This is a genomic window from Streptomyces antioxidans (assembly GCF_000968685.2).
Lineage (GTDB): Bacteria > Actinomycetota > Actinomycetes > Streptomycetales > Streptomycetaceae > Streptomyces > Streptomyces antioxidans.
The window spans coordinates 119,240-145,030 of the sequence record NZ_LAKD02000005.1; the positions used below are offsets into that span (position 1 = coordinate 119,240).

The window sequence follows — 25,791 nt, forward strand, 5'->3', positions numbered from 1 at the left end:
ACAGGCAGCGTATCCGGTCGGGTATCGATCACTGTGGGCGCCTTCCCGCCTTGTGCGCCTCTCACCGTTCTCTCCCGAACCGACCGCTTCACATCGCAGTACCGCGATCGCAGCAGATCATTCATGCCCCGCCGCCACCCGGCCGGTCAGCCGAACCGCCGGAGGGTTCGGCCGACCGAATCGCCGGAGGGCCCACCGGTCCCCCTCTTTACGGCCGCCGGACCGGCCGTAAAGAGGGGGACCGGTGGCCGTGACCGGGGCGGCCGGTGGCCGGTGGCCGTGGGTGACGGTCGCTTATCCGTGCATGGCTGCCACCGCCTTCGCCAACCGCGGCGACGCGTACTCCGTACCGCAGACGAATCGCATCACCGGGCCGAAACTCGCCGCCGCGGGCAGCCCGGTGAAGTACAGCCCCGGGACCGAGGAGCCGTAACCGGCGTCGAGCCGGGGTCCGCCGGCTCCGGTGACCAGCTCGGAGCGGAGCCCGGGCCCGAGGAAGTCCAGCGCCGCGACGCTCATCCGATAGCCCGTCGCGGCCATCACATGGTCGGCGGCCAGCTCACCGACCCGGCCGTCCCCGCGCAGGGTGAGCACCGGCCGGCCGTCGTCCCCCACCGTGACCCGGCTGATCCGCCGCCCCTGGGTGACCCGCACCCGCCCGGCGAACCGGTCCCGCAGCCACCACGCCCCCTTGGGCCCCAGCACCCTGCGCACCAGATACTCCCGGGCCGGTGCGGGCAGCCGCCGGAAGCCCACGGCGTGGTACGACAGCGCGTACAGCGACCAGGCGCGGCCGAACGGCGACTCGGGCCGCAGCCTGGGCTGCCGGTCCGGCGGGGTGCCGAAGGCGACCGCGCGCGGCCCGCGGGCCACCACCCGCACCGCGGCGGCGCCCGCCTCGGCCAGCAGCACCGCACTCTCCAGCGCCGACTGCCCGGCCCCCACGACCACCACCTCACGCCCCCGGAAGCGGCCCAGGTCGCGATGGTGCGAACTGTGGGAGACGGGGCCGCCCGGAGCGGGTCCGCCCGGTACGGCGGCGGCCAGCTCCCGGGGGAGGTGGGCGAGCCCGCTGAGCCCGCTGGCGACGACGACGGCCCGCGCGGTGAACTGCTCCCCCGAGTCCAGCTTCAGCTCGAACCGGCCGCCCCGCCGGTCCACCGCCACCACCCGGACCCGCTCCAACTCCGGCACCAGCCGCTCCTGGAACCACAGCCCATAGGCCGCGAAGGTCTCCACGGGGACGATGTCCCAATCGGACTCATAGCGCGGGCCGCCCGTCGCACGGCAGAAGTCGAGCAGGGTGTGGCCCGGCTGCGGCGCGTCGATGGTCGAGGCGGCCGGTGTGGACTTGAGCAGCATGCCCGCGGGCATCTGCTCCCGCCAGCTCACCATCGGCTCCCCGAAGACACGGACCGGCAGCCCGCGGGCGCGGAGGTGCGCGGCGGTCGACAGACCGTATGGACCGGCGCCGATGACCGCTACCGGATCGTTCATGAATCCCCCCAAGGTGTCGCGTTCACTTGGCGCGCCACAGCCGGTACAGCTGTGCCGCACCGGGCCGCAGCGAGCGGGCCAGCATGGTGAAGAACGGCCTCATGTCGTCCCGCGCGGCCCAGGCCAGCTCGGTCCCGCTCGCCCGCGCCGGGGCGTGCGGGGTGGTGTAGCCGCTGCGGCGGTAGGCGAGCAGCGCGGGCAGGTCGATGTTCTCGACCAGGAACCGCCGGTCCGGCCGCTGCCCGGCCCCGGGCACCGCGCGCCCGGTCAGATCGAGATGCTGGGCTCGTACGACATCGATCCGCGCCGCGTTCTCGAAGAGCCGGAACTGGGCGCCCATCCGCGGATTGAAGTCCAGCAGCTTGTACCGTCCGTCACGCCGGTCAAAGCGCCAGTCCAGATCGACCGTGCCGCTGAAGCCGATCCGCTGGACGAACCGGGCCGCCATCCGCGCCAGTTCCTCGTTCTCGACCACATAGGCACACGCCGTCATGCCCGCGTGCGGCGGCCAGGACCGCACCTTGACCCCGGTGAACATGGCCAGCGGTGTGCTCCGGGCGTCGAAGTACGCGTGCACGATCCAGTCCTCGGCCTCCTCTCTCGGCAGATACTCCTGCAGGACCACCCCCGGCCGCGGCCCCCACCGCCGCGCCAGCTCCATCAGCTCCCGAGGGCCCCCGATCCGGGTGGTGCCGCCCACCGCGGGCTTCTTCCGCCGCTCGAACGCCTCCCGGTTCTTGGCCACCACCGGGAACCGGGCACCGGCCGCGAACGCCTTGACATCGGCGTAGGTGTCCGGGAAGGCGCTCTCGGGCGTGGGCACCCCGTGCTTGACGCACAGCTCGTGCAGCCCCCGCTTGCTCGCCAGCCGCCGGGGCAACTCGGGCTCGGTGCGCGGGAAGAGGAAGCGGCCCTCCCCGGCGAGCCGGTCCGCGTGCTCGGCGATCAGCACCGCCGCCTCCTCGTCGGTGGGCAGCAGCACCGTCGGCCGACCGATCGCACGGCCGATCCGCAGCAGCCCCTCCACCAGCCGCTCCGGCCGCTCCTCGCCGGTGGTCGGCCAGACGAAGGCCCTCCTCAGATAGCGCGAGAGCGCCGCCGGGGTCCAACGGTCCTCGGTGACCGCGTACATGGGGACACCGAGACGCCCCAGGGACCGAATGGCTCCGACGCCACCGTGGTGCAGCGGATAGTGGCCGATCTTCACGATAAGAGCGGGCACGGAACGGTCCAGCGCGAACGGCACGGCACTGCTCGCCACGAGTCCCCCTCGGTCACCGCAGCGCAGTGGCCCCCCCACTGTGCGTGACCCTGATGAAGGACGCTACTTCGGAATCGCCGCCTCCAGCAAGGATTTTCCGGACATTGCCAGCTCTTTAGGGAGTAGCCGACGTCGTGTCATTCTCCGTGTCATCCCACTTTTCATCCTTCTTGTCTCCGATCTTCCGGATTGCCCGGGCCCGGCCACCGGCATTGCCCCGGGCCTTCTCCGCACTCCCCGCGCCTTAAGGTGTGCTGCGTCCCACAGTGACGAGGAGAAGGCGAGGCAGCCCCGATGCCGCAGCGATCCCCGCTGGACCTGCCCGAAGGCGACCCCTTCGGCCCCCACAACCTCCCCTATGGCGTCTTCACCGCGCCGCACGCTCCTCATCTGCGGAAAATCGGGGTGCGCTACGGAAACCATGTGCTCGATATGGGCGCCGCCGCGGCCGCCACCGCCTCTCCGCACGCCGAGCAGCTGGGCGCCGACACCCTCAACCCGCTGATGGCCGCGGGCCCCCCGGTCTGGCAGGCCGTGCGCGCCGAAGTGCTCGACTGGCTCACCGACCCGGCGCACCGCTCGACCATCGAACCCCTGATGCACCCCCTCCCCACCGTGGCGCTCCACCTCCCCTTCGAGGTGGCCGACTACGCCGACTTCTATGCGAGCGAGCACCACGCCACCAACACGGGCAGGATCTTCCGCCCCGGCGGCGATGCGCTCACCCCCAACTGGAAGCACATGCCGATCGGCTATCACGGCCGGGCCGGCACCATCCTCGTCTCGGGCACGCCCATCGTCCGCCCGCAGGGCCAGCATCTGCCCCCGGCCGATACCTCCGCACCACACGCTTCCTCCCCCACTCCGGTCTTCGGCCCCTCCCTGCGCCTCGACTTCGAAGCGGAGGTGGCCTTCGTCGTCGGCGCCCCTTCCACTGTGAATACACCGGTGCCGCTCTCCGGGTTCCACGACCACGTCTTCGGCGTCTGTCTGCTCAACGACTGGTCCGCGCGCGACATCCAGGCGTGGGAGTACCGCCCGCTCGGACCCTTCCTCGGCAAGTCCTTCGCCACCTCCCTCGCCGCATGGGTCACCCCGCTGGACGCCCTCACCGCGGCCCGTACCAGCCCGCCCGCCCGCGACGTCCCGCCCCTCCCGTACCTGGACGACAGCTCCGCCGAGCCCGGCGGGCTGGATCTGCGCCTGGAGGTCGCCCTCAACGGCCACACGATCTCCCGCCCGCCCTTCTCCGCCATGTACTGGACCGCGGCCCAGCAGCTCGCCCACCTCACGGTGAACGGCGCCTCGCTGCGCACCGGCGACGTCTTCGCCTCCGGCACGGTCAGCGGTCCGCGCCCGGACGAGCTCGGCTCTCTCCTCGAACTGACCTGGGGCGGCCGCGACCCCCTGCGGCTCCCCGACGGCACCCGTACCTTCCTGGAGGACGGCGACGAGGTGACCATCACGGCCTGGGCGCCGGGCCCGCGGGGGACCCGTATCGGCCTGGGCGAGGTGACCGGCCAGGTCGTTCCGGCCACGCCCTGACGCGGCTGCTAATTTGTCGTGCTCCTGCCCTGACGATCCCGGACGATCGAGGAGAAGCACGTGAAGAAGGCAGTGAGCGTCGTCGGCACGGCGGCGGCTGCCGCCCTGCTGCTGACCGCATGCGGCAGTGACGGTGGCGACGACGACAAGAAGGACACCTCCAAGGACCCCTCCTCCGCGTCGAGCGCCCCGGCGGAGGGGGGCGCGGACACGAAGGTCTCCGGCACCTATGTGGCGAAGGCCGGTGAGGGGGCCGTCATCCTGTCCATCAGCGGCGAGAAGGCCGTCCTGATGGCCGACAAGCACATCTGCAACGGTGAATACGCCGACATGGGCGGGAAGATGCTCATGCTCAAGTGCGCCGACGGCAACACCGACCGCAGCGCGGGCAAGGTCACCGCGAGCGCGGACGGCAAGACCCTCACGGTCGACTGGGACGCGCTCGCCAAGAACGACACCTTCGTCAAGACGACCTCGCCGAGCGACCTCCCCTCGGGCCTTCCGTCATCGCTGCCCTCCGGTCTCCCGACCGATCTGCCGACCGACCTCCCTACCGGCTGAGCCACGGCGCCGAACCCCCTCCGGCACCCCGGGCCCCCGGCGCGCCCGCGCGCCGGGGGCCCGCCGCGCACAGTGGCAGATCTTGCCGCCGCGGACACGGAGCCGCAGGCAGAGGCGGTGGGAATGCCACCGCCAGGTGGCGCAACACTTCGGCAACACCATCGGCCGGACCCCGTCGGTATGGTCCCGGTACGACCCACCGACCAGCACACCCCCGGAGCCGGCCGATGCCAGCCGAACGCCCCCGCGAGCACGCCCCGCCGGTCGCCGCCGCGCGCCGCCGCCGGCTCCGTGCCGACCGGGCACGGCAACTCGCCGATCTGCTCCGCCACCAGGTCCTCACCGGCGGCTTCCCCGGGGGCGTGCTCCCCCTGGAGGACGCGCTCGGCCAGGACTACGGCGCCTCCCGCAACACCGTGCGCCAGGCGCTCGACCTGCTGCGCTCCGAGCGCCTGGTGGAGCGGCAGCCCGGGGTGGGCACGGTCGTGGTCGCGGAGAAGTACCCGCACGGCCTGGAACGGCTGATGGGCCTGGCCGAGACCCTTCACGAGCACGGCCGGGTCACCAATGAGGTGCGCACCGTCGGCCCGGTCCCCGCGCCCGCCCTGGTCGCGGACCGGCTGGGCGTCCCGGCCCGTTCCGATGTCCTCTACGTCGAGCGGCTGCGCCGGCTCGGCGGACTCCCGCTCTCCCTCGACCTCACCTACCTCCCGATGGACATCGGCACCGACCTCGTCGGCGCCGACCTGGAGAACACCGATGTCTTCCGGCTGATCGAGAAGATCACCGGACGGCCCCTGGGCACCGCCGAGATCACCCTCGAGGCCGTCAACGCCGACGCCCACTCGGCCGCCGTTCTGCAGGCCCCGCGCGGTGCGGCGGTCCTGATGCTGGAGCGGCTCACCCATCTGTGCGACGGACGCCCGGTGGACCTGGAGTTCATCCGGTTCCGCGGTGACCGGATCACCATGAGCGGCCAGTTGCGCCGCACCGCCTGAGACCCGCCCACACCACACCCTCCGCCCCTTCACGCCCTTCCCTGGAGACCGCCATGCCTCTTGCGCCCCAGCGTGCCGATGTGCCGGTGACGATCGACGAGTCCAAGTGCATCGACGGCTGCACCCTGTGCGTGGACATGTGCCCCCTCGACTCCCTCGCGATCCACCCCGACAGCGGTAAGGCGTACATGCACGTCGACGAGTGCTGGTACTGCGGCCCGTGCGCCGCCCGCTGTCCCACCGGCGCGGTCACGGTCAACATGCCCTATCTCCTGAGGTGAAAGGCCCCTCGATGCAGCGCACGACCCTTCCGTCGGCCCTCGCCGCCGGCGCCCTGCTGCTGTCCCTCACCGGCTGCGGCGGCGACGCGGACGCGGACGGCAAGACCGTGACCGTCACCGTCGGCTACCAGTCCAAGACCATCAACACCGTGACCGCGGGCACCCTGCTGCGCTCCCTCGGCGCCTTCGAACACGAGCTGCGGGCCCTCGGCCGCCGCGACGGACATACGTACAAGGTGAAGTGGGAGGACTACGCCACCGGAGCGCCCATCACCGCCCAGATGGTCGCCGGCAAGGTCGACATCGGCTCGATGGGCGACTTCCCGCTCCTGATCAACTCCGGCCGCGGCACCCAGCTCAACGCGCCGACCCGTCTGGTCTCCGTCACCGGCTACAACCTGCGCGGCGGCCTCAATACGGTGCTCACCGCGCCCGGTTCCTCCCTGCGTGCCCTGTCCGGGCTGCGCGGAAAGAACGTCTCCACGAGCGTCGGCTCAGCCGCGGACGGCACACTCGTGCGCGCCCTACAGCGGGCGGGCATCGACCCCGAGAGCGGCGTCCACAAGCTCAACCAGCAGCCCGCCGTGGGCGCCTCGGCCCTCGAGGCGGGCAGCGCGGACGCGCTCTCGCAGTTCGTGGCCTGGCCGGGGCTGCTCGCCTTCCAGGGCAAGGCCAGGGCGCTGTACGACGGCGCCCGGCTGAACCTCCCCACCTTCCACGGGGTCGCCACCCGCAAGGCGTTCGCCGACGAGCGCCCGGCCGTCGTCCAGGCGTTCCTCGCCGCCCAGCTCGACGCCACCCGCCATCTGCGCGCCCATCCGCTCGACGCCGCCCGTAAGGTCGCCACCGCGACCGGGCTGCCGCCCGAAGTGGTCTATCTCTACAACGGCACCGGCGGCATCGCGACCTTCGACCCCACCCTCAAGCCGCGGCTGACCGCCGCGCTCAAGAAGGACGTGCCGGTGCTGCGGGACGCCAAACTGGTCGGCCCGGTCGACGTGTCGTCCTTTGTCGACGACCGCTATCTCAAACGGGCGTACGGAAGCGCGGACGCCTATGCCAAGGCGCTGCGCGCCACCCCGCCCGCCTCCCCGAACCAGCTCTGGCTCAAGGGCGAGAACCGGCTCCGCACCTTCGCCACCCCCACCGAGCTGCTGCGCTTCGCCCGAAGCCACCGCGACCGCGTCCGGGCGGCCTATGTGCCCGACGCGGCCACCGGCACCCGGTGGTTCGCGGACCGGGCGGTCTGGGTCCGCGACGGCCACGAGCTGCGGGCGTTCGTCACCCCGGACAACGCCCGCACCTGGATCGCGGATCACCCCGGCGCCCGTACCCTCAGCTACCCCGCGGCCCTGGCGGCGGCCCGATGAACGCGCCCGCTCCGACCGTACGGCCCCGCCCGGCCCCGGAGGCCCCCGGCGGCCCGGCCGCCGCGCCCCGGCCGCTTCTGCGCCGCCCCTGGGCCCGCTACACCCTGCGCGCCGGTTCGCTGCTGGCCGCGCTCGGCCTGTGGCAGTTGCTCACCGCACTCGACGTCAACCTATGGCTGCGTTTCGCGCAGTTCCCGTCCGCCACCGATGTGGTCCGGGAGTTCGCCGACCGACTCGGCACCGGCGCCTACTGGCAGGACCTGACCGACTCCCTCAGCCGCATCCTCACCGGATTCGCGCTGGCCGCCGTCCTGGGCGTATCGGTCGGCACCGCCATCGCCCGCTCGCCCCTCGTCTCCGATCTGCTCGGCCCCGTCCTCGAGGTGTGCCGCCCGATCCCGGCCATCGCGCTGGTGCCGGTGGCGATCCTGATGTTCCCCAGCAATGAGCAGGGGATCGTCTTCATCACCTTCACCGCCGCCTTCTTCCCGGTCATGGTGAGCACCCGGCACGCGGTCCGCGCGCTGGCCCCCGTCTGGGAGGAGGCGGTGCTGACCATGGGCGGCGGACGCGGACGCGTCCTGGTGTCCGTCGTCCTGCCGGGGGCGCTGCCCGGGATCCTCGGCGGGCTCTCCGTCGGCATCGGCGTCTCGTGGATCTGTGTGATCTCCGCCGAGATGATCTCGGGCGCCTACGGGGTCGGCTACCGCACCTGGCAGGACTACACGATCGTCGACTATCCGGGCGTCTTCGTCGGCATGACCACGATCGGCGTGCTCGGCTGGCTCACCTCCACGGCGGTCGAGCTGGCCGGACGGCGGCTGACCCAATGGCTACCCCGTACGGAGACCACGGGCCGTGCGGCGACCACGGGCCGTACGGCGACCACAGGCCGGTCGGGGGCCACGGGCAGGTCGGCGCCCGTACGCAAGGAGGCGGTCGCCCCATGAGCACATCCGACGTCACCACCACCCCGGCCGCGCCGGTCGCCGAAGCCGCCCCGCCGGGCGTACGACTGCGCCTGGAGGACGCCGCACTCGGCCGCCCCGGCGCACCCGTCCTCCACGGTCTCGACCTGGAGGTCACGTCCGGTGACATCCTTACGGTCGTCGGCCCGTCCGGATGCGGCAAATCCACCCTGCTGCGCACCCTCGCCGGGCTGCTGCCGCCCCTCGGCGGGCGCGTCAGCCAGGACGGCGCCCCGATCACCCGGCCGCACGCCGACCGGGCGCTGATCTTCCAGGAGGACGCGCTGCTGCCCTGGCGCACCCTCCGCGCCAACGTCGAACTCCCGCTCGCCATAAGGGGCGTACCGCGTGCGGAGCGCCGCGGCCGGGCCGAGGTGTGGCTGGAGCGCGTCGGGCTCGCCGAACACAGCGGGCGGCTGCCGCACCGGGTCTCGGGCGGCCAGCGGCAGCGCGCCCAGCTCGCCCGGGCGCTCGTCGGCGAGCCGCGCGCCGTCCTGATGGACGAGCCGTTCGGCGCGCTCGACGCACAGACCCGCGCCGGGATGCAGGGGCTGCTGGTCGAAGTGCTCCGGGGCACCCGCGCCACCGTCGTCTTCGTCACCCATGACGTGGACGAGGCGCTGTTCCTCGGCGACCGGGTGGTGCTGCTGGGCGGCGGCGCGCAGGGCGGCGGCCGGGTGCTGGACATCCCGCATCCGCGCGAGCGCGCCGCCCACGACGCCGCGGCGACGGTCGCGCTGCGCCGTCAGGTCCTCGAATCCCTCGGCATGTGAAAGGCCCAACTGGCGTGAACAACAGGGAGCGTGCGTCGCACATGGAGCACCCGGAGAACGGGGCGGACGGAGCGGACGGGGAGCCTCCGGAGAACCGGGCGGACGCCGCGGCCGTGGAGATCCCCGCCCTCATCACGGCCGAGGAGCTGACCTGCGACGTCCTCGTCATCGGCGGCGGCACGGCCGGGACCATGGCGGCGCTCACCGCCGCCGAGCACGGCTCCTCCGTCCTCCTCCTCGAAAAGGCGCACGTCCGTCACTCGGGCGCGCTCGCCATGGGCATGGACGGCGTCAACAACGCCGTCATCCCCGGCCGGGCCGAACCCGATGACTACGTGGCCGAGATCACCCGCGCCAACGACGGCATCGTCGACCAGTCCACCGTGCGCCAGACCGCCACCCGAGGCTTCGCCATGGTCCAGCGGCTGGAGCGGTACGGCGTGAAGTTCGAGAAGGACGAGCACGGCCAGTACGCGGTCCGCCAGGTGCACCGCTCCGGCTCGTACGTCCTGCCGATGCCCGAGGGCAAGGACGTCAAGAAGGTCCTGTACCGGCAGTTGCGGCGGCGTGAGATGCGTGAGCGCATCCGCGTCGAGAACCGGGTGATGCCGGTCCGGGTGCTCACCGCGGGCGGCCGGGCCGTCGGCGCCGCCGGATTCCACACCCGCACCGGCCGGTTCGTCACCGTGCGCGCCGGGGCGGTGATCCTGGCCACCGGCGCCTGCGGGCGGCTCGGCCTGCCCGCGAGCGGCTATCTCTACGGAACGTACGAGAACCCCACCAACGCGGGCGACGGCTATGCCATGGCGTATCACGCGGGCGCCGAGCTGACCGGGATCGAATGCTTCCAGATCAATCCGCTGATCAAGGACTACAACGGCCCTGCCTGCGCCTATGTCGCCAATCCCTTCGGCGGCTACCAGGTCAACCGGCACGGTGAGCGGTTCGTCGACTCCGACTACTGGTCGGGGCAGATGATGTCGGAGTTCGCGGCGGAGGTGGCGAGCGAGCGCGGCCCCGTCTACCTCAAGCTCAGCCATCTGCCGGAGGAGTCGGTGGCCGCGCTGGAGTCCATCCTGCACTCCACCGAACGCCCCACCCGCGCCACCTTTCACGCGGGGCGCGGCCATGACTACCGCACCCATGACGTGGAGATGCACATCTCCGAGATCGGGCTGTGCGGCGGCCACTCGGCCTCGGGAGTACGGGTGGACGACCACGCCAGGACCACCGTTCCCGGGCTGTACGCGGCCGGTGACCTGGCCTGCGTACCGCACAACTACATGATCGGCGCCTTTGTCTTCGGCGATCTGGCGGGCGAGGACGCCTCCCGCCGGACGGCGTACCGGGGCGAACTGCCCCCGGATCAGCTCGCCGAGGCGCATGAGCTGATCTACGCCCCGCTGCGGAACCCCGGGGGCCCGCCGCAGCCGCAGGTCGAGTACAAGCTCCGGCGCCTGGTCAACGACTACGTGGCGCCGCCCAAGAGCGGCGCCCGGCTGTCGCTCGCCATCGAGGCGTTCGAGCGGATGCGCGGGGACATCGCCGGGATGGGCGCCCATACGCCGCATGAGCTGATGCGCTGCGCCGAGGTGAGCTTCATCCGCGACTGCGCGGAGATGGCCGCGCGCTCCTCGCTGGCCAGGACGGAGAGCCGGTGGGGGCTCTACCACGAGCGGACCGACCATCCGCTGCGTGATGACAAGCTCTGGCTCCACCATCTGGATCTGCGCAAGTCGGCGTCCGGGGCTATGGAGTTCACCGCGCGTCCCGTCGCCCCGTATCTCGTCCCGGTGGCGGAGTACGCGCCCACGGGCGGGACGTCCCGCGCCCTCGGCGAGGTGCGGCCGGAGCAGGTGGCGACGGCCGGGCCGCGTGAGAACGCGCCGCGGGCGGGGGCGGGACGAACGGATGAGAGCCGTAAGGAAGGCGATGTCCGTAAGGCCGATGAAAGCCGTAAGGAGGTCATGGACGCCTCGGCCGCCCGTACGGCCCACAGCGCCGCCTCACCGCGCATCCTCGAACTGCTCGCCCTCGCCGAGGAGCAGCCCGAACTAGCCGCGCTGCGGCCCTATCTGGCCGACCCCGACCCCGCGGTGCGCCGGGCCGCCGTCGCCGCCCTGACCGAGACCGCGCCGCCGGGCACCGGTCCGGCCCTCGCGGTCGCCCTGGCCGACGCGGACGCGGGCGTACGCGCCGACGCCGCGGCCTCGCTGCGCGAGCTGGTCGAGGTGCTGCCCCCGGAACCCGCTCTGCGCGAACCCCTGGTCCACGGGCTGAACGCGGGCGATCCGGTGGTGCGGGCCGCGGCGCTGGACGTCCTGCGTGCGCTGGGCATCGGCGACGCCGAACTGTTCGCGCGGGCGCTGGCGGACGCGGCGGTCGGGGTCCGTATCCAGGCCGTGCGGGGGCTGGTGTCGGTGGACGCGCTCACCGCGCTGGAGCCGGGAGCGGTGGACGCGTCGCGCGAGGTGAGGGTGGCGACGGCGGGGGCCCTGGGAACCCTGGCGCCCGGCGGCCGGGAGGCGGACGCCCGGCGGCTGCTCGCCCCGCTGCTGCGGGACCCGGACGTCCTCGTCCGGGCCGCCGCCCTGGAGGCCCTGGCCTCGGCCGGGTGCCCGGCACCGCTGGACGCCGAGGCGGTGGCGGGGCTGGGGGATGCCGCGTGGCAGGTGCGCAAGGGGGCGGCGACGGCGCTCTCTGGGGCGGCGACGGGGGTTGGGGTTCCGGCGCTGCGGGGTGCGCTGGGGGATCCGCACGCCGATGTCCGTAAGGCGGCGGTACTGGCGCTGTTGCCGTTGGCGGAGCGGGAGTTGGGGGCTCGGGAGGCGCTGTCCTTGGTTCGCTCCGATCCGGATGCGGATGTCCGGGCGTACGCGGCCAGGGCGAGGGCCTAGGGTCTGGCGCACAGGGCGACGGTCTCGCGTCGGCGCCTGCGGCGGGCTTGCCCCACCCCGCCCCTTCCCGAACCAGGGGGCTCCACCCCTGCCCCCGCCGGGCTCCGCCCCGGACCCCGCTCCTCAATCGCCGGAGGGGCTGGAATGACGCCACCCGCCCCGGAACCCGCGCACCCTGCCCCACAATCACGGTGTCCCTACCGAACTCCGAGCCAGGGCGAGGTCCAGGGGCGCAGCCCCTGGTTTCGGGGAGGGGCGGGGGAATTGGCTCCGGCCGGGCGCGGGCACCGGTTTGGTGTCCACGCCCGGCCGGGGGTCAGGGGGCGAAGCCCCCTGATGTGCGGTGGAGCCGCGTAGGGGGATGGTTAGCGGACGAAGACTCCCGCCTGGCTCGCCAGGTCCAGGAAGTACTGCGGGGCGACGCCGAGGACCAGTGTGACCGCTACGCCGATCGCGATGGCCGACGAGGTCAGCGGGCTCGGCACGGCCACGGACGGACCGTCCGTGCGCGGCTCGCTGAAGAACATCAGCACGATCACCCGGATGTAGAAGAACGCGGCGATCGCCGAGGAGATCACACCGATCACCACCAGCGGGCCCGCCCCACCGTCGGCCGCCGCCTTGAAGACCGCGAACTTCCCGGCGAAGCCGCTGGTCAGCGGGATACCGGCAAAGGCCAGCAGGAAGACAGCGAAGACGGCGGCCACCAGGGGTGAACGGCGGCCGAGACCGGCCCACTTGGACAGGTGGGTGGCCTCTCCGCCCGCGTCCCGTACCAGGGTGACCACCGCGAAGGCGCCGAGGGTCACGAAGGAGTACGCGGCGAGGTAGAAGAGGACGGAGGAGATGCCGTCGGGCGTGGTGGCGATGACACCGGCCAGGATGAACCCGGCGTGGGCGATCGAGGAGTACGCCAGCAGCCGCTTCACATCGGTCTGGGTGACGGCCACGATCGCGCCGCCCAGCATGGTGACGATGGCGACGCCCCACATCACCGGCCGCCAGTCCCAGCGCAGCCCCGGCAGCACGACGTACAGCAGCCGCAGCAGCGCGCCGAAGGCCGCGACCTTGGTGGCCGCCGCCATGAAGCCGGTCACCGGGGTCGGGGCGCCCTGGTAGACGTCGGGGGTCCACATGTGGAACGGCACGGCGCCGATCTTGAACAGCAGCCCCATCAGTACCATCGCGCCGCCGATCAGCAGCAGTGCGTCATTGCCCATGGTCCCGGCGAGCGCGGGGGTGACGTTCCTGACCTGGCCGTCGACGACGTCCGCGATCCCGGAGTAGGAGACCGTGCCCGCATAGCCGTACAGCAGGGCGATGCCGAAGAGCAGGAACGCCGAGGAGAAGGCGCCGAGCAGGAAGTACTTGACCGCGGCCTCCTGCGACAACGTGCGCTGGCGCCGGGCCAGCGCGCACAGGATGTACAGCGGCAGGGAGAAGACCTCCAGCGCCACGAAGAGCGTCAGCAGATCGTTGGCGGACGGGAAGACCAGCATGCCGCCGACCGCGAAGAGGACCAGCGGAAAGACCTCGGTGGTGGTGAACCCCGCCTTGACGGCGGCCTTTTCGGCGTCGCCGCCGGGCACGGCGGCGGCCTGGGCCGCGAAGGAGTCGACGCGGTTGCCGTGCACCACCGGATCCAGCCGCCGCTCGGCGAAGGTGAACACCGCCACCAGCGCCACCAGGAGGATGGTCCCCTGCAGGAAGAGCGCCGGTCCGTCGACCGCGATCGCGCCCATGGCCGCGACACGGGCCTTGCTGGTGCCGTAGCCCCCGGCGGCGAGGCCGATCACGGCGGCGAAGGCCGCGGCCAGGGCGACCACGGAGACGAACAGCTGCGCCACGTACCGCTGGCGGCGCGGAATGAACGCCTCGACCAGGACGCCGACGATCGCGGCGCCGAGGACGATCAGCGTGGGCGACAGCTGTCCGTACTCGACATGGGGCGACGGGATCTTGTCGGGCGCCGCCGCCGCTGTTGTCCACAGGCTGTGGACAGTGGCCGCGTGGGTCACTTGGCACCTCCAGAAGCACCGTCGTGGTGGGCACCGTTGTGGTGAGCACCCTCGTGCTGAGCACCGCCATGGCTGGCGCCCTCGGACTTCGGGCTGTAGCTGAACCAGCCCGCGTCGGTCACGGGATGATCGGGCTTGGGATCCTTCTTGTCCACCACGGACATCGTGTGGTCGACCGCCGGATTGACGATGTCGGCCAGCGGCTTGGGATAGACCCCGAGGAAGATCAGCAGGGCGATGAGCGGGGCCACGACGACCAGCTCACGCACCCGCAGATCCGGCATGGACCGCACCTCGTCCTTCACCGGACCGGTCATGGTGCGTTGGTAGAGGATCAGGACGTAGAGCGCCGCCAGCACTATTCCGACGGTCGCGATCACGCCGAACACCGGGTAGCGGCTGAACGTGCCGACCAGGACCAGGAATTCGCTGATGAACGGCGCGAGCCCGGGCAGCGAGAGAGTGGCGAGCCCGCCGATCAGGAAGGTCCCGGCGAGCACCGGCGCCACCTTCTGCACCCCGCCGTAGTCGGCGATGAGCCGCGAACCGCGCCGGGTGATCAGGAACCCGGCCACCAGCATCAGCGCGGCCGTGGAGACCCCGTGATTGACCATGTAGAGGGTGGCGCCGCCCTGGCCCTGGGTGGTCATCGCGAAGATGCCCAGGATGATGAAGCCGAAGTGGGAGATCGAGGCATAGGCGATCAGCCGCTTGATGTCCCGCTGGCCGATCGCCAGCAGCGCGCCGTAGATGATGCTGATGAGCGCCAGGATCAGGATCGCCGGGGTGGCCCACTTGCTGGCCTCCGGGAAGAGCTGGAGGCAGAAGCGGAGCATCGCGAAGGTGCCGACCTTGTCGACCACCGCGGTGATCAGCACGGCGACCGGGGCGGTGGACTCCCCCATCGCGTTGGGCAGCCAGGTGTGCAGCGGCCACAGCGGCGCCTTCACCGCGAAGGCGAAGAAGAAGCCGAGGAACAGCAGCCGCTCGGTGCTGGTCGCCATGTCGAGATGGCCGCCCGTCCGCGCCTGGACGATCTCCTGCAGCGAGAAGGTGCCGGTGCCGAGCTGGTCGGCGGTGACCGCGTACAGACCGACCACCGCGGCGAGCATGATCAGCCCGCCCGCCAGGTTGTAGAGCAGGAACTTCACCGCGGCGTACGAGCGCTGAGTGGCCGTCTCCTCCTCGGAGCGGCCCCCGGCCCGGTCCCCGAAGCCCCCGATGAGGAAGTACATCGGGATCAGCATGGCCTCGAAGAAGATGTAGAAGAGGAAGACGTCGGTGGCCTCGAAGGAGATCACCACCATCGCCTCGACCATCAGGATCAGCGCGAAGAAGCCCTGGGTCGGCCGCCAGCGGCGGTTGGGGCGGGCGCCTTCCAGCGGATCGGCGTCATGCCAGCCCGCCAGGATGATGAAGGGGATGAGCACCGCGGTGAGCGCGATCAGCGCGACCGCGATCCCGTCCACGCCCAGTTCGTAGCGGACGCCGAAGTCCTTGATCCAGGGGTGCGATTCGGTGAGCTGGAAGTGGGCGCCGCCGGGGTCGAAGCGGACCAGCACGACCGCCGCGAGGGCGAGGGTGACCAGGGAGAAGCCCAGCGCCACCCACTTGGCGGCGGCGCGCTGGGCGGCGGGCACGGCGGCGGTGGCCACCGCGCCGAGCGCGGGCACCAAGGCCGTGGCCGTCAGCAGGGGAAATGACATGACTCAGACCGCCCTCATCAGCAGGGTCGCGGCGATGAGCACCGCCGTACCGCCGAACATCGAGACCGCGTACGTACGGGCATAGCCGTTCTGCAGCTTTCGCAGCCGGCCGGAGAGCCCGCCGACCGAGGCCGCGGTGCCGTTGACCACCCCGTCGACCAGCTTGTGGTCGACATAGACCAGACCGCGGGTCAGATACTGGCCGGGTTTGACGAGCGCGACATGGTTGAAGTCGTCCTGGAGCAGATCACGCCGGGCGGCCCGGGTGAGCAGCGATCCGCGGGGGGCGGTGCGCGGCACCGGGCGGCGTCCGTACTGCGCCCAGGCGAGCGCGACACCGATCAGCAGCACCACCATCGTCCCGCCGGTGACCGCCGCGGCGCTCAGCGGGGAGTCGCCGTGGCTGTGCCCGGTGACCGGCTCCAGCCACTTCAGGAACGCGTCGTTGAGGCTGAACAGCCCGCCCGCGAAGACCGATCCCACGGCCAGGACGATCATGGGGATGGTCATGGACGAGGGCGACTCGTGCGGATGCGGCTCGTGGCCCTCCTCGTCCGGCACCCAGCGCTTCTCGCCGAAGAAGGTCAGCAGCATCACCCGCGTCATGTAGTACGCGGTGATGGCCGCGCCCAGCAGGGCCGCGCCGCCGAGGATCCAGCCCTCGGTGCCGCCCTTGGCGAACGCCGCCTCGATGATCTTGTCCTTGGACCAGAAGCCGGACAGCCCGGGGAAGCCGATGATCGCGAGATAGCCGAGCCCGAAGGTGACGAAGGTGACCGGCATGTACTTCCGCAGGCCGCCGTACTTGCGCATGTCGACCTCGTCGTTCATGGCGTGCATGACCGAACCGGCCCCGAGGAAGAGCCCCGCCTTGAAGAAGCCGTGGGTCACCAGGTGCATGATCGCGAAGACATAGCCGATCGGACCGAGCCCGGCGGCCAGGATCATATAGCCGATCTGGGACATGGTGGACCCGGCCAGGGCCTTCTTGATGTCGTCCTTGGCGCAACCGACGATCGCACCGAAGAGGAGCGTGACCGCGCCGACGGCGACCACCGCGGCCTGGGCGTCCGGCGCGGCGTTGAAGATCGCGCCGGAGCGGGTGATCAGGTACACGCCCGCGGTCACCATGGTCGCCGCGTGGATCAGGGCCGAGACCGGGGTCGGGCCCTCCATGGCGTCCCCGAGCCAGGACTGCAGCGGCACCTGGGCCGACTTGCCGCAGGCCGCGAGCAGCAGCATCAGCCCGATCGCGGTGACCTTGCCCTCGCCCGCGTCCCCCGCGTTGCTCAGCACCGGGGCGAAGGCGAAGGTCCCGAAGGTCGTGAACATCAGCATGATCGCGATCGACAGGCCCACATCGCCGACGCGGTTGACGATAAACGCCTTCTTCGCCGCCGTGGCCGCGCTGGGCTTGTGCTGCCAGAAGCCGATCAGCAGGTACGAGGCGAGGCCGACGCCCTCCCAGCCGACGTACAGCAGCAGGTAGTTGTCGGCGAGGACCAGCAGCAGCATCGCCGCGAGGAAGAGGTTGAGATAGCCGAAGAAGCGGCGGCGCCGCTCGTCGTGCTCCATATAGCCGATCGAGTAGATGTGGATCAGCGTGCCCACACCGGTGATCAGCAGGACGAAGGTCATGGACAGCTGATCGAGCTGGAAGGCGACGTCCGCGCGGAAGCCGCCCACCGGGATCCAGCTGAAGACCTTGCTGTGCAGGGCCCGGTCGTGCTCGCCGCGGCCGAGCATGTCGGCGAAGAGCACCGCGCCGATGGCGAAGGAGGCGGCGGCGAGCACCGTGCCGATGTAGTGGCCCTTGCCGTCCAGCCGCCGCCCTCCGCACAGCAGCAGGGCCGCGCCGAGCAGCGGGACCGCGACAAGCAATCCGATGAGGTTCTCCACGTGAACGCGACCCCTTCTAGAGCTTCATCAGGCTGGCGTCGTCGACCGAGGCCGAGTGGCGGGAGCGGAAGATGGTCACGATGATCGCGAGACCGACCACAACCTCCGCCGCGGCCACGACCATCGTGAAGAAGGCGATGATCTGGCCGTCGAGATTGCCGTGCAGCCGGGAGAAGGTGACGAACGCCAGGTTGCACGCGTTCAGCATCAGCTCGACGCACATGAAGAGGACGATCGCGTTCCGCCTGATGACGACGCCGGCCGCACCAATGGTGAACAACAGCGCGGCCAGATAGAGGTAGTTGACCGGATTCACTTGGCGACTCCCCTCGGATTCGGCGCACTGCCCGCGCTCTCGCCGTCTTCACCGTTCTCACCGTTCTCGGACGCGCCCGGTTTCCCGGCGCCCCCGGACGGCTTGCCGGTCCCGTTGCCCTTCCGGCCCAGCCAGCGCTGGGAGCGCTGCTCCAACGCCGCCAGCTCGGCCAGCGCCTCGCTGGAGACGTCCCGGATCTGACCGCGGCCGCGCAGCGTGGCGTTGACCGTGAGGTCGGACGGGGTGCCGTCGGGCAGCAGACCGGGGATGTCCACCGCGTTGTGCCGCGCGTACACACCGGGTGCGGGCAGCGGCGGCACGTTCCGCCCGCTGCGCACCCGCGCCTCGGACTGCTCGCGCTGGGTGCGGGCCCGCTCGGTGCGCTCGCGGTGGGTCAGCACCATCGCGCCGACCGCCGCGGTGATCAGCAGCGCGCCGGTGATCTCGAAGGCGAAGACGTACTTGGTGAAGATCAGCGACGCCAGGCCCTCCACATTGCCGCCGGAGTTGGCCTGGCCCAGGCCGTTCCACGTCGTCAGCGAGGCATTGCCGATCCCGGCACACAGCAGGATGCCGAAGCCGAGCCCGCACAGGGCGGCGAGCCAGCGCTGCCCCTTCAGGGTCTCCTTGAGGGAGTCGGCGGCGGTGACACCGACCAGCATCACCACGAAGAGGAAGAGCATCATGATCGCGCCGGTGTAGACGACGATCTGGACGACGCCCAGGAAGTACGCGCCGTTGGCGAGGTAGAAGACCGCCAGGACGATCATGGTGCCCGCCAGACACAGGGCGCTGTGCACGGCCTTGCGCATCAGGATCGTGCACAGCGCGCCGATCACGGCGACGGTGCCGAGCACCCAGAACTGGAGGGCCTCACCGGTGGAGGTGGTGGAGGCCGCCGCGGCCAGAGCGCCGCCGCTCATGCCTGCACCCCCCGCTGCCGGTCCTGCGACTCCCGCTCCTCCGGCTCCCGCTGCCGCTCCTGCGACAACTCCTCGTTCCCCGCGGCCTGGTCTGACAGGGTCTCGCCCTTGCTGACCGCGACCTGAGGGGTGGTGCCGGACGCGGCCTCGGTCACCAGACCCCGGTAGTAGTCCTGCTCGTCGGTGCCGGGGTAGATGGCGTGCGGGGAGTCGACCATCCCGTCCTCGAGGCCCGCGAGCAGCTCTTCCTTGGTGTAGATGAGCGATTCGCGGCTGCGGTCGGCGAGCTCGTACTCATTGGTCATGGTGAGCGCCCGGGTGGGGCACGCCTCGACGCACAGGCCGCACAGGATGCAGCGCAGGTAGTTGATCTGGTAGACGCGGCCGTAGCGCTCCCCGGGGGAGTAGCGCTCCTCCTCGGTGTTGTCCGCGCCCTCCACGTAGATCGCGTCGGCGGGGCAGGCCCAGGCGCACAGCTCACAGCCGATGCACTTCTCCAGCCCGTCCGGGTGCCGGTTGAGCTGGTGGCGTCCGTGGAAGCGGGGCGCGGTGGGCTTCTTCACCTCTGGGTACTGTTCGGTGAGCCGCTTCTTGAACATGGCCTTGAAGGTCACGCCGAAGCCGGCCACCGGATTCTGGAAGTCAGACACCGTCGGCCTCCTTTCCGTCACTTACAGTGTCGGGGCCACCACTGACAATCAACTCGCGCTCGGTGCGCGGACGTCGGCGGGGGACGGGCGGCAAGGTCTGGCCGGGCAGCGGCGGCACCGGGAAACCTCCCGCCATCGGATCGAAGGCGGGCTCCGGTCCCTGTTCCGCTCCGGCCTCGTCGGCCTGCGCCGACCGGTCGCGGAAGAAGTCGACCACGAAGGACAGCAGCAGCAGCGCGATCACCGCGCTGCCCACGTAGAGCACGATGTCCTGGTAGTCGTAGTTCTCGTTGCGCAGCGCCCGTACGGTGGCGACCAGCATCAGCCAGACCATCGAGATCGGGATGAGCACCTTCCAGCCCAGCTTCATGAACTGGTCGTAGCGGACGCGCGGAAGCGTGCCGCGCACCCAGATGAAGACGAACAGCGATGTCACGACCTTGCCGACGAACCACAGCAGTGGCCACCAGCCGTGGTTGGCGCCCGCCCAGAAGGTGCTGATCGGCCAGGGCGCCCGCCAGCCGCCGAGGAAGAGGGTGACGGCGACCATCGAGACGGTGACCATGTTGATGTACTCGGCGAGCATGAACATCGCGAACTTGATCGAGGAGTACTCGGTGTTGAAGCCGCCGACCAGGTCGCCCTCGGACTCCGGCATGTCGAACGGCGCCCGGTTGGTCTCACCGATCATCGAGACGATGTAGATGAGGAACGAGACCGGCAGCAGCACCGCGTACCAGCGGTCCTGCTGCGACTCCACGATCTGCGAGGTCGACATCGACCCGGAGTAGAGGAAGACCGCCGCGAAGGAGAGCCCCATCGCGATCTCGTAGCTGATCATCTGGGCGCAGGAGCGCAGGCCCCCCAGCAGCGGATACGTCGATCCGGAGGACCAGCCCGCCAGCACGATGCCGTAGATGCCGACCGAGGCGGTGGCGAGGATGTAGAGCACGGCGATCGGCAGATCGGTCAGCTGCATCGCGGTGCGGTGGCCGAAGACCGAGACCTCGCCGCCGGCCGGGCCGAACGGCATCACCGCGACCGCCATGAAGGCGGGGATGGCCGCGACGACCGGCGCCAGGACGTAGACCACCTTGTCCGCGCCCTTGACGACCACGTCCTCCTTGAGCATCAGCTTCACGCCGTCCGCGAGGGACTGCAGCATGCCCCAGGGGCCGTGGCGGTTGGGGCCGATGCGCAGCTGCATCCAGCCGACCACCTTGCGCTCCATGACGATGGAGATGAGCACGGTCACCATCAGGAACGCGAAGCAGAAGACGGCCTTGATCGCGATCAGCCACCACGGGTCGCGGCCGAACATCGACAGGTCCTCTGCGGCGAGATACCTCACTGGGCCACCTCCGTCGCGGGGGCAGTGATCGTCACGACATCGCCGGGGCGGGCCCCCAGATCGCGCTGGACACCGCCGCCGACGGAGTCCAGCGGCAGCCACACCACCCGGTCGGGCATCGCGGTGACGCTCAGCGGCAGCTGGACGGCGCCGGCCGGGCCGCTGACCCGGAGGATCTGGCCGTCCTTGACCCCCGCCTCGTCCGCCGTGGCCGCCGACAGCCGGGCCACGGCCGCGTGCCGGGTCCCGGCCAGCGCTGGATCGCCGTCCTGCAGCCGGCCCTGGTCGAGCAGCAGCCGGTGGCCGGCGAGGACCGCCTCGCCCTCGGCCGGGCGGGGCAGCGGACCGCCCGTCTCCAGCGAGGCGGTGGCGCGCGGGCCCTGCCAGGTGCCCAGCCGGGTCAGCTCGGCGCGTACGGCCTCGACATCCGGCAGGCCCAGGGGCGCGTCCAGCGCGTCGGCCAGCATGTGCAGCACCCGGGCGTCCGGAAGCGTATGGCGGCGGGTCATCTGGTCGGGCTTGAGCGCGGCCTCGAACGGCCGGGCCCGGCCCTCCCAGTTGAGGAAGGTGCCGGACTTCTCGACGACCGCCGCGACCGGCAGCACCACATCGGCCCGCTCGGTGACCTCCGACGGCCGCTGCTCCAGGCTGACCAGGAAGTCCACCGCGTCCAGGGCCTCCAGGGCCCGCGCCGGATCGGGCAGATCGGCGACCTCGACGCCCGCGACCAGCAGCGCGCCGATCCCGCCGACCGCCGCGGCCTCGATGATCTGGCCGGTGTCCCGGCCCACCTGGTGCGGCAGGTCGACGGCGCCCCAGACGGAGGAGACCTCCTCGCGGGCCCGCGGGTCATGGGCCGGGCGGCCGCCGGGCAGCAGCCCGGGCAGCGCCCCCGCCTCGATCGCGCCCCGCTCCCCCGCCCGGCGCGGAATCCAGACGAGGGTGGCCCCGGTGGCGGCGGCTGCCCGTACGGCGGCGGTCAGCCCGCCGGCCACGGACGCCAGCCGCTCGCCCACGATGATCACCGCGCCCTCTTCGCGCAGCGCCTCCGCGGCCCGCTCCCCGCCCTCGTCCAGACCGGTGCGGCCCGCGATGGCGTCCAGCCACTCGGTCTCGGTGCCGGGGGCGGCGGGCAGCAGGGTGCCGCCCGCCTTCTCCAGGCCCCGGGTGGCGTGGGTGGCCAGTGAGAAGGTGCGCTGTCCGTGCTTGCGGTGCGCCTTGCGCAGCCGCAGGAAGACGCCGGGCGACTCCTCCTCGGCCTCGAAGCCGACCAGCAGTACGGCCGGGGCCTTCTCCAGCGCGCTGTAGCTGAGTCCACCGCCGTCCAGGTCACGCCCCCGGCCCGCGATGTGGGTGGCCAGGAAGTCGGCCTCCTCGTCGCTGTGGAGACGGGCCCGGAAGTCGATGTCGTTGGTGTCCAGGGCGAGCCGCGCGAACTTCGCGTAGGCGTAGGCGTCCTCGACGGTCAGCCGGCCGCCGGTGAGCACCCCGGTGCGGCCGCGCGCCGTGCTGAGCCCCCCGGCCGCCGCGTCCAGCGCCTCGGGCCAGCTCGCCGGCGCCAGCTCCCCCGTCTCGCGGTCGCGCACCAGCGGGGTGGTAAGCCGCTCCGGCAGCTGGGCGTAGCGGAAGCCGAAGCGCCCCTTGTCGCAGATCCACTCCTCGTTGACCTCGGGGTCGTCCGCGGCCAGCCGCCGCATGACCTTGCCGCGGCGGTGGTCGGTGCGGGTGGCGCAGCCGCCCGCGCAGTGTTCGCACACGCTCGGCGAGGAGACCAGGTCGAAGGGGCGGGAGCGGAAGCGGTACGCCGCCGAGGTCAGGGCGCCCACCGGGCAGATCTGGATGGTGTTCCCGGAGAAGTACGACTCGAAGGGGTCGCCCTCGCCGGTGCCCACCTGCTGCAGCGCGCCCCGCTCCAGCAGCTCGATCATCGGGTCGCCCGCGATCTGGTTGGAGAAGCGGGTGCAGCGCGCGCACAGCACACAGCGCTCGCGGTCCAGCAGCACCTGGGCCGAGATCGGGACCGGCTTGGCGAACGTCCGCTTCTGGCCCTCGAACCGGCTGTCGGCCTGTCCGGCGCTCATCGCCTGGTTCTGCAGCGGGCATTCACCGCCCTTGTCGCAGACCGGGCAGTCCAGCGGGTGGTTGATCAGCAGCAGCTCCATCACCCCGCGCTGGGCCTTCTCGGCCACCGGCGAGGTGAGCTGCGTCTTGACCACCATCCCGTCGGTGCAGGTGATGGTGCAGGAGGCCATCGGCTTGCGCTGGCCCTCCACCTCGACGATGCACTGGCGGCAGGCGCCGGCCGGGTCGAGGAGCGGATGGTCGCAGAACCGCGGGATCTCGATGCCGAGCAGTTCGGCGGCGCGGATGACCAGCGTCCCCTTGGGGACCGAGATCTCGATCCCGTCGATGGTGACGGAGACCAGATCTTCTCGCGGCACCGCCGCCTCCCCGCCCGACGAGGGTGCGTTGGTGGTCACGGTCATGCGTTCACCCCCAGGTGAGTGGAGCGCGGCTCGTCGGCCCAGACGGTCGACTTGGCCGGGTCGAACGGACAGCCCCCGCCGGTGATGTGCTGCTCGTACTCCTCGCGGAAGTACTTCAGCGAGGAGAAGATGGGGCTGGCCGCGCCGTCGCCGAGGGCGCAGAAGGACTTGCCGTTGATGTTGTCGGCGATGTCCGCCAGCTTGTCGAGGTCCTCCCTGCGGCCCTTACCGGCCTCGAGGTCGCGCAACAGCTGGACCAGCCAGTAGGTGCCCTCGCGGCAGGGTGTGCACTTGCCGCAGGACTCATGCGCGTAGAACTCGGTCCAGCGGGTCACGGCCCGCACCACACAGGTGGTCTCGTCGAAGCACTGGAGCGCCTTGGTGCCCAGCATCGACCCGGCCGCTCCCACGCCCTCGTAGTCCAGCGGGACGTCGAGGTGCTCATCGGTGAGCAGCGGGGTGGACGAGCCGCCCGGGGTCCAGAACTTCAGCCGGTGGCCCGGGCGGATCCCGCCGCTCATCTCCAGCAGCTGGCGCAGGGTGATGCCGAGCGGACCCTCGTACTGTCCGGGGTTGGCCACATGGCCGGACAGCGAGTAGAGCGTGAAGCCCGGGGACTTCTCGCTGCCCATCGAACGGAACCATTCCTTGCCCTTGTTGAGGATCGCGGGAACCGAGGCGATGGACTCCACGTTGTTGACAACAGTGGGGCACGCGTACAGACCGGCGACCGCGGGGAAGGGGGGCCGCAGCCGGGGCTGGCCGCGGCGGCCCTCCAGCGAGTCCAGCAGCGCGGTCTCCTCACCACAGATGTACGCACCGGCGCCCGCGTGCACGGTGATGTCGAGACCGGGCAGTCCGTCCACCCCGAGCTTCCGCCGCCGCTGCTCCGCGGTGCCGAGGTAGCCCTCCTCGTACGCCTCGCGCACGGCCTCGTGCAGCCGCCGCAGTACGGGGACCGCCTCGCCGCGCAGATAGATGAAGGCGTGCTCGGAGCGGATGGCATGACAGGCGATGATCATGCCCTCGATCAGGGAGTGCGGATTGGCGTAGAGAAGGGGGATGTCCTTGCAGGTGCCCGGTTCCGACTCATCGGCGTTGACGACGAGGTAGTGCGGTTTGCCGTCGCCCTGCGGAATGAACTGCCACTTCATTCCGGTGGGGAAGCCCGCGCCGCCGCGACCGCGCAGACCCGCGTCCTTCACCAGCGCGATCACCGCGTCGGGTTCCATCGCGAGGGCCTTGTGCATGCCCTGGTAGCCCTCGTGCCGCAGATAGGTGCGCAGGGCCCAGGAGTTGGGCTGGTCCCAGAACGCGGAGAGCACGGGTGCCAGCAGCTTCTCGGGGCTGTGCCCATTGATCTCGGTTGTCACGGTCATCACTCCCCCTCCTCGGCGACCGGACCGGCCGGGTGGTGCGGATCGGAGGCGGAGGTCCGCTGCGGCGCGTCATGCGAGCTGGGATGCGCCGGCGGCGCCTCGTCCTGCGGGGCGTCCGCGGACCTCGGCGAGACGACCCGGCCGGGGGCCACCTCACCCTTGGCCAGCCGCAGCCCGACCAGCGAGGCGGGCCCCGCGGAGCCACCGGCCTCGACGGCGCCCGGACGGGTGTCGGGGAAGCCGGCCAGGATCCGGGCGGTCTCCTTGTAGGTGCACAGCGGCGCGCCCCGGGTCGGCTCCACGGTCCGGCCCGCCCGCAACTCGTCGACCAGCGCCTTGGCGGACTCGACGGTCTGGTTGTCGAAGAACTCCCAGTTGACCATCACCACGGGTGCGTAGTCGCAGGCCGCGTTGCACTCGATGTGCTCCAGGGTGACCTTGCCGTCCTCGGTGGTCTCCCCGTTGCCCACCCCCAGATGGCTCTGCAGCTCCTCGAAGATCGCGTCGCCGCCCATCACCGCGCACAGGGTGTTGGTGCACACCCCCACCTGGTAGTCGCCGGAGGGCTTGCGCCGGTACATCGTGTAGAAGGTGGCGACCGCGGTGACCTCGGCGGTGGTGAGGCCCAGCATCTCGGCGCAGAACCGCATGCCGGTACGGGTGACATGGCCCTCCTCGGACTGCACCAGGTGCAGCAGCGGCAGCAGCGCGCTGCGGCTGTCCGGGTAGCGGGCGATCACCTCCCGGGCGTCCTCCTCGAGCCGGGTGCGCGCCTCGGCCGGGTAGTCGGGGGCCGGCAGTTCCGGCATCCCCAGCTGGACATCAGTCACTGTGCCTCATCGTTCCCTTCTCCGCCCACGCGGCGCAGAGGTGCGGCCATCGTCGTCATCTGCGGCCCGGTGGCCGCGCGTG

20 protein-coding genes are annotated in these 25,791 nt (G+C 71.4%); 8 read left to right on the forward strand and 12 right to left on the reverse strand.

What is annotated here, in order from left to right:
* Positions 1-294: 294 nt before the first annotated feature.
* Together VT50_RS04475 and VT50_RS04480 are read right to left on the reverse strand one after the other, a co-directional pair.
* Positions 295-1,497 carry an FAD-dependent oxidoreductase gene (locus tag VT50_RS04475; protein ID WP_046090770.1) on the reverse strand — a complete coding sequence of 401 codons (1,203 nt, stop codon included), beginning with the start codon at positions 1,495-1,497 and terminating at the stop codon, positions 295-297.
* A gap of 22 nt (positions 1,498-1,519) precedes the next feature.
* Complete coding sequence (locus VT50_RS04480) at positions 1,520-2,758, reverse strand: carboxylate--amine ligase (protein ID WP_240529035.1); 1,239 nt, start codon at positions 2,756-2,758, stop codon at positions 1,520-1,522.
* 294 nt (positions 2,759-3,052) lie between these two features.
* Here VT50_RS04480 and fahA point away from each other — a divergent pair, with 294 nt between their 5' ends.
* The 8 genes from fahA (at position 3,053) to VT50_RS04520 (ending at position 12,151) form a co-directional block, all read left to right on the forward strand.
* A complete protein-coding gene (fahA, locus tag VT50_RS04485) occupies positions 3,053-4,303 on the forward strand; it encodes a fumarylacetoacetase (RefSeq protein WP_046090768.1) in 1,251 nt (416 codons plus the stop codon).
* 60 nt (positions 4,304-4,363) lie between these two features.
* Complete coding sequence (locus tag VT50_RS04490) at positions 4,364-4,864, forward strand: hypothetical protein (RefSeq protein WP_046090767.1); 501 nt, start codon at positions 4,364-4,366, stop codon at positions 4,862-4,864.
* 227 nt (positions 4,865-5,091) lie between these two features.
* On the forward strand, positions 5,092-5,862 hold the full coding sequence (locus tag VT50_RS04495; RefSeq protein ID WP_046090766.1) for a GntR family transcriptional regulator: 771 nt from the start codon (positions 5,092-5,094) through the stop codon (positions 5,860-5,862).
* A gap of 53 nt (positions 5,863-5,915) precedes the next feature.
* Positions 5,916-6,143 (forward strand): 4Fe-4S dicluster domain-containing protein, encoded by a 228-nt coding sequence (locus VT50_RS04500; protein WP_014054080.1) that lies wholly within the window; start codon positions 5,916-5,918, stop codon positions 6,141-6,143.
* An 11-nt stretch (positions 6,144-6,154) separates the two neighbouring features.
* Positions 6,155-7,513 carry an ABC transporter substrate-binding protein gene (locus VT50_RS04505; protein WP_046090765.1) on the forward strand — a complete coding sequence of 453 codons (1,359 nt, stop codon included), beginning with the start codon at positions 6,155-6,157 and terminating at the stop codon, positions 7,511-7,513.
* Entirely contained in the window at positions 7,510-8,463 is a 954-nt protein-coding gene (locus VT50_RS04510) for an ABC transporter permease (RefSeq protein WP_240529036.1), read from the forward strand. The genes VT50_RS04505 and VT50_RS04510 overlap by 4 nt, the downstream gene beginning before the upstream one ends.
* Positions 8,460-9,254: an ABC transporter ATP-binding protein gene (locus tag VT50_RS04515; RefSeq protein WP_107424722.1), complete on the forward strand. Its 795-nt coding sequence runs from the start codon at positions 8,460-8,462 to the stop codon at positions 9,252-9,254. Before VT50_RS04510 ends, VT50_RS04515 begins: the two co-directional genes overlap by 4 nt.
* 41 nt (positions 9,255-9,295) lie before the next feature.
* Complete coding sequence (locus VT50_RS04520; protein WP_240529037.1) at positions 9,296-12,151, forward strand: fumarate reductase/succinate dehydrogenase flavoprotein subunit; 2,856 nt, start codon at positions 9,296-9,298, stop codon at positions 12,149-12,151.
* Between the two features lie 365 nt (positions 12,152-12,516).
* Here VT50_RS04520 and nuoN read toward each other — a convergent pair whose 3' ends face one another.
* Genes nuoN through nuoE form a run of 10 tightly spaced genes read right to left on the reverse strand, consistent with a single transcriptional unit; the run spans position 12,517 to position 25,688 of the window.
* Positions 12,517-14,169 carry an NADH-quinone oxidoreductase subunit NuoN gene (nuoN, locus tag VT50_RS04525; protein ID WP_046084220.1) on the reverse strand — a complete coding sequence of 551 codons (1,653 nt, stop codon included), beginning with the start codon at positions 14,167-14,169 and terminating at the stop codon, positions 12,517-12,519.
* Complete coding sequence (locus VT50_RS04530; protein ID WP_046084221.1) at positions 14,166-15,875, reverse strand: NADH-quinone oxidoreductase subunit M; 1,710 nt, start codon at positions 15,873-15,875, stop codon at positions 14,166-14,168. The genes nuoN and VT50_RS04530 overlap by 4 nt, the downstream gene beginning before the upstream one ends.
* Before the next feature lie 3 nt (positions 15,876-15,878).
* A complete protein-coding gene (gene nuoL / locus VT50_RS04535) occupies positions 15,879-17,774 on the reverse strand; it encodes an NADH-quinone oxidoreductase subunit L (protein WP_046084222.1) in 1,896 nt (631 codons plus the stop codon).
* A gap of 16 nt (positions 17,775-17,790) precedes the next feature.
* Positions 17,791-18,090 carry an NADH-quinone oxidoreductase subunit NuoK gene (gene nuoK, locus VT50_RS04540; RefSeq protein WP_046084223.1) on the reverse strand — a complete coding sequence of 100 codons (300 nt, stop codon included), beginning with the start codon at positions 18,088-18,090 and terminating at the stop codon, positions 17,791-17,793.
* Positions 18,087-19,013, reverse strand: a complete 927-nt coding sequence (locus VT50_RS04545; RefSeq protein ID WP_046084224.1) for an NADH-quinone oxidoreductase subunit J — start codon at positions 19,011-19,013, stop codon at positions 18,087-18,089. The genes nuoK and VT50_RS04545 overlap by 4 nt, the downstream gene beginning before the upstream one ends.
* Positions 19,010-19,663 (reverse strand): NADH-quinone oxidoreductase subunit NuoI, encoded by a 654-nt coding sequence (nuoI, locus tag VT50_RS04550; RefSeq protein ID WP_075200245.1) that lies wholly within the window; start codon positions 19,661-19,663, stop codon positions 19,010-19,012. The genes VT50_RS04545 and nuoI overlap by 4 nt, the downstream gene beginning before the upstream one ends.
* Complete coding sequence (gene nuoH, locus VT50_RS04555) at positions 19,656-20,984, reverse strand: NADH-quinone oxidoreductase subunit NuoH (protein WP_240529041.1); 1,329 nt, start codon at positions 20,982-20,984, stop codon at positions 19,656-19,658. The genes nuoI and nuoH overlap by 8 nt, the downstream gene beginning before the upstream one ends.
* Positions 20,985-21,010: 26 nt before the next feature.
* Positions 21,011-23,500: an NADH-quinone oxidoreductase subunit G gene (locus tag VT50_RS04560; protein ID WP_046084227.1), complete on the reverse strand. Its 2,490-nt coding sequence runs from the start codon at positions 23,498-23,500 to the stop codon at positions 21,011-21,013.
* Positions 23,497-24,879, reverse strand: a complete 1,383-nt coding sequence (nuoF, locus tag VT50_RS04565; RefSeq protein ID WP_046084228.1) for an NADH-quinone oxidoreductase subunit NuoF — start codon at positions 24,877-24,879, stop codon at positions 23,497-23,499. Before nuoF ends, VT50_RS04560 begins: the two co-directional genes overlap by 4 nt.
* A complete protein-coding gene (gene nuoE / locus VT50_RS04570) occupies positions 24,879-25,688 on the reverse strand; it encodes an NADH-quinone oxidoreductase subunit NuoE (protein ID WP_046084291.1) in 810 nt (269 codons plus the stop codon). The genes nuoF and nuoE overlap by 1 nt, the downstream gene beginning before the upstream one ends.
* Positions 25,689-25,791 lie beyond the last annotated feature (103 nt).